At 35.0% G+C, this 4,388-nt stretch carries 5 protein-coding genes; all 5 read left to right on the top strand.

The window, feature by feature from the left end:
- A partial coding sequence (locus tag D0T57_RS13540) for an RHS repeat domain-containing protein (RefSeq protein WP_304487054.1) occupies positions 1 to 1,152 on the top strand: 1,152 nt, incomplete at its 5' end.
- Entirely contained in the window at positions 1,118 to 1,606 is a 489-nt protein-coding gene (locus D0T57_RS13535; protein ID WP_163274022.1) for a hypothetical protein, read from the top strand. The genes D0T57_RS13540 and D0T57_RS13535, both read left to right, overlap by 35 nt.
- Positions 1,603 to 2,250: a hypothetical protein gene (locus tag D0T57_RS13530; protein ID WP_163274021.1), complete on the top strand. Its 648-nt coding sequence runs from the start codon at positions 1,603 to 1,605 to the stop codon at positions 2,248 to 2,250. The genes D0T57_RS13535 and D0T57_RS13530 overlap by 4 nt, the downstream gene beginning before the upstream one ends.
- A 197-nt stretch (positions 2,251 to 2,447) precedes the next feature.
- On the top strand, positions 2,448 to 3,626 hold the full coding sequence (locus D0T57_RS13525; RefSeq protein WP_163274020.1) for an RHS repeat-associated core domain-containing protein: 1,179 nt from the start codon (positions 2,448 to 2,450) through the stop codon (positions 3,624 to 3,626).
- Positions 3,616 to 4,074, top strand: a complete 459-nt coding sequence (locus tag D0T57_RS13520; protein ID WP_163274019.1) for a tetratricopeptide repeat protein — start codon at positions 3,616 to 3,618, stop codon at positions 4,072 to 4,074. Before D0T57_RS13525 ends, D0T57_RS13520 begins: the two co-directional genes overlap by 11 nt.
- Positions 4,075 to 4,388 lie beyond the last annotated feature (314 nt).

The raw sequence follows: 4,388 nt of genomic DNA, 5'->3' as shown, positions 1-4,388 counted from the left end.
GCTATCAACGAAGCCTCCCTGGATATGGAAACCGTTACCGACTATGTAGGCAATAAAATCTACGAAAACGGGCAATTGAAACGCATCCTGATAGACGGCGGCTATATAGAAGACGATAAATACTATTTCTACTTAACCGATCACTTAGGCAATAACCGTGTAGTAGTAGACGAAGACGGCAATGTCGTACAGCAAAATGACTATTACCCATTCGGAATGGCATTTGCCGATAATGAGAACGAAGAGGTGCAGCCATACAAGTATAATGGAAAGGAGTTGGATAGGAAGCATGGGCTGAATCTGTATGACTATCATGCACGGTATTATGATAGTACAGTGCCACGGTTTACAACGGTTGATCCGCTGGCAGAGAAGTATTATAGTATTAGTCCGTATGTGTATTGTGGGAATAACCCGATAAAATTAGTTGATGTAAATGGAAAAGAATGGGGTATTGTTGTGAATGCTAATGGCACTATGACTATAACACTTAATGTCGGCTTTTCAGTATCATCTAATCTAAATTTAACCGCAGCGCAAATTGATTCCTATAAAGCAGCAATCAGTGCTCAGTTGAACAGCACTTTTATGGAAGTCTCTGGAGGTAGAATATCGGCAACAATGAATTTTGATGGAGGAAAAGACCCTAGCCGTTTTACGCCAAGTGTCAGACTAGAAGGAGGGGATGGCATGGCCGCCGGAATGTATATAATGGGACAGGAATTAGTTGGATTATATGTTGAAAATGCTCGAAGCATAACTGAATTTGGGGAGACTGGAGTTCATGAGTTATTGCACACATTAGGGATAGATGATCTTGCTGCTACCACGTACATATCAGATACAAAGATGACACGTGGAAATGGAACATATTTAACTACTTCCACAACGGCAAAAGACATCCATAAAAATGTAATGAACTATAGTCAAACCAAAATTGATGGGAAAAGTTTTAAAGATTTATATAATTCTTATTCAGGAATGAATCGTATAACACCCGGACAACTTAACTTTTTAATTAAGTCGATATACAAACAAATGCAGGGATATGGACAAAGACCTATTAGAAAAACTGGTGAAACTGATGAAGAATTTGGAAAGAGATATAAAAAATATTATGATGATTATTGGAATAATCCAGAGGAAATGTAATGTAAATAGGAAATATTACAAACTATTTAATTTTATACTTATGATATTTGTAGTATTGTCATGTAAATCTCAAAATATAGATTGTAACTACCCCGTTATACATGACAGTGTTACGAATAAAAATGTATATTTTTACGTGGATAAAATGCCAATCTTTCCAATAGAAGAAGGGGATATTGGTCGATTTATAGCTAAAAAATACGAAGATAAGACAAAGGCTGGAATGCAATTCTCTATCAAATTGAAGTTTGTTATTGATGAAATGGGAAATTTGATAGGGAGCAGGATAGCAAATAAAAAAGAAAGAGAATATACAGAAGAAGAGAATATGATAATAGATATTATTAAGTTTTCCCCTAAATGGGATCCAGGTATATGTTCTGGCATAAAAACTAATGTCTTGTTGCAAATAAGGTTGAAATTTAGTGTTGATGAGAACGGCAGATTGAAATGAAAAATATTTATTTATTAATCATAATTATATTTACAATTTTACTTGCTTGTGAAAGTACCAAAGGTATATCACTAAAGAATAGAATATTTATTAATATTGACACACTAAAATCCGAATCCTTTGAATTTGTTGACGATATTCAATGTGTATATACACAAGAATATAGATGTGATATGAATGAAAAATACAGAAAAGTTAAAATTCACTGTATATATAGTATTGCTAAAGATAAAGTCTTATTAAAAGCTTTATCTCAACCAGATTTTTTAGTAGGAGTAAGTTGCTGCATTATCCCCGATTCTATACTAAAGAAATGTGATTTTATATTTGAGAATACAAAAGAAAGTCCATTTTATATAAGTACTCCCGAGGGATGGAACAAAGCCAATGTGTATGGATCGATTAATAACATAAATGGCACAGACACGCTGACATATTACAAAAACAAGTTGTTCTATTCGAAACTAAATGAATGCTTTGAAAAGGGTAATATCGTTTTATCCAATCAAACATTTTTTGAAGATGGTTTAAAGATAAATGAGCGAATGCAAAAAAAACAAAAAACAAAAAAAAGCTTTTGGTCTAAGAGAGTCCTTATTAACAATACCAAATCCCATCCTTCGGAGGTTGTAACTACGAAGTAACTACTCACGGTATTTTATAATCCGCGATAAAACCATCCTGTCAATCCCATTATTGGCAGGATGGTTTATCTATATACAAAAGAAAAGCAACAAAAAGTAACAATAAAAAACAAGCATAAACGTGTTATCTTTGTTACTTTTTTGCAGTAAAAGACATTTTGGGAATAGAATATAATTCGCTAAATTTACCACAGCGCATGGATATAAAAAGCCCTGTAGCCGAAGCAAGGAATCAGTACCTTTACTCGGCAAGCGGTGCAAAACTAAGGGTTACACAGCGGTGGAACTCTAACTACTCGAATACTCCGATAATAGGTACGGCTATCAACGAAGCCTCGCTGGATATGGAAACCGTTACCGACTACGTAGGCAATAAAATCTACGAGAATGGGCAATTGAAACGCATCCTGATAGACGGCGGCTATATAGAAGATGGCAAATACTATTTCTACTTAACCGATCACTTAGGCAATAACCGTGTAGTAGTAGACGAAGAAGGCAATATCGTACAGCAAAATGATTATTACCCATTCGGTATGGCATTTGCCGACAATGAGAACGAAGAGGTGCAGCCATACAAGTATAATGGCAAGGAGTTGGATAGGAAGCATGAGCTGAACTGGTATGACTATTCGGCGCGATATAAGGATGATTGGCGGTTTACGAGTGTCGATCCACATGCAGAAAGCTTTTATTCTTGGTCGCCATATATGTATTGTTATAATAATCCAATTATCTTAATTGATGAAAATGGAATGTACCCATCATTGGGAGATATTGGAGATAAAATTAAAAAGGGGGCTCAAAAAATTTCTAGCTTTGTAGAGGGGGCTGCTGTTGCTGTAATTGATAATGCTGCAGGTGGAAATACTTCTGTAAGGGAAATGGGAAAATATAGTGATGCAAAAGCTTATAATTTGGGACAAGATGTTGGGGATATAGCAAGTGTTGTAATTGGCGCGAAGGAGATAATAAGCGGAGTGGGTGCTACAACAGGAGGTGTTGTTGCTGCTCCTGAAACCTTAGGCTTGTCTTTAACTGTTTCAATTGAAGGTATTGCTTTAATAGCGCATGGAGCTGTGAATATCTCAGCTGGAATTAAAAATTTATCTGAAGGAAAAGGACGAGTTTCTGAAATGGGTTCTAATGGAGGAGGTAAAGGTGAACGGGGAAGAACAGCAAAGCCCGAGGGTACTGATAATCCTTTTAAAAAAATGACACCCGACCCTAATGATTCTAAAAAAGTTAAGTATAAGGATGCAAATGGAAAAACAAAGACAAAACCAAAACCTGAAGGATTTGATGATTATTGGAATAAGAAGCATCCTCCGAAAAATGATAAAAATATAAATGATCAACAAAAAAATGAAAGGTGAGTTACAATACAATAAGGCGCAATATATTATAAATAAGCTATATAGCAGAGATTACACTATTGAAAATAAGCATTGCAATAAAGTTGATATGTATAATTTATATTTAACGTATTTGAGAAAATCTGCATATCAAGGCTTTCCTCTTGCTCAGTATGACTTAGGACAGACATATGAAAATATTAATTTTTGGGGAAAGAATCCTAATTATTCCCCTAGAAAATGTGTTTATTGGTACAAAAGAGCCGCTTCGAATAATATTGCTGCAGCATTTAATAACCTTGCAGGATTTTATGAAAGTGGAGAAGGTGTAAAGCAGGATCTGAATTTTGCCTTAGAATTATATAAAAAAGCAGAATCATTAGGAGATAAGGATGGGAGAAAAAACTACCAATTACTATTAAGACAATTAAGGAAAGGTTCCTATCTTGCTAAAAAAGATAATTTATGAATAAATAATGTATTCAATACATGGGAGGTTCGTCATGACATCATCTAACTCTGACCATTGCGCTATGAGGTAGTCTATAAAACATTTCTATCAACCTCAATTATTGACAGGAATGTGTATCTATATACAAAAGAGTAACACAAAAAACAGCGAAATAGGGTTACTTGTGTTACTTTTTTTCATGATGGGGCAATGATCTCAGATTCTCACAAAGGCATTTTGGGAATAGAATATAATTCGCTAAATTTACCACAGCGCATGGATATAAAAAGCCCTGTAGCCGAAGCAAGGAATCAGTACCTTTACTCGGCAAG

Source organism: Dysgonomonas sp. 511 (genome assembly GCF_010501105.1).
GTDB lineage: Bacteria > Bacteroidota > Bacteroidia > Bacteroidales > Dysgonomonadaceae > Dysgonomonas.
Note: the sequence above shows the minus strand (reverse complement) of the source record. Positions and strands in the feature narration are given on the sequence as shown.

Coding starts and splice junctions, on each gene's coding strand:
- D0T57_RS13535 (WP_163274022.1), top strand. CDS start 1,118: ATGATGATTATTGGAATAATCCAGAGGAAATGTAATGTAAATAGGAAA.
- D0T57_RS13530 (WP_163274021.1), top strand. CDS start 1,603: ATGAAAAATATTTATTTATTAATCATAATTATATTTACAATTTTACTT.
- D0T57_RS13525 (WP_163274020.1), top strand. CDS start 2,448: ATGGATATAAAAAGCCCTGTAGCCGAAGCAAGGAATCAGTACCTTTAC.
- D0T57_RS13520 (WP_163274019.1), top strand. CDS start 3,616: ATGAAAGGTGAGTTACAATACAATAAGGCGCAATATATTATAAATAAG.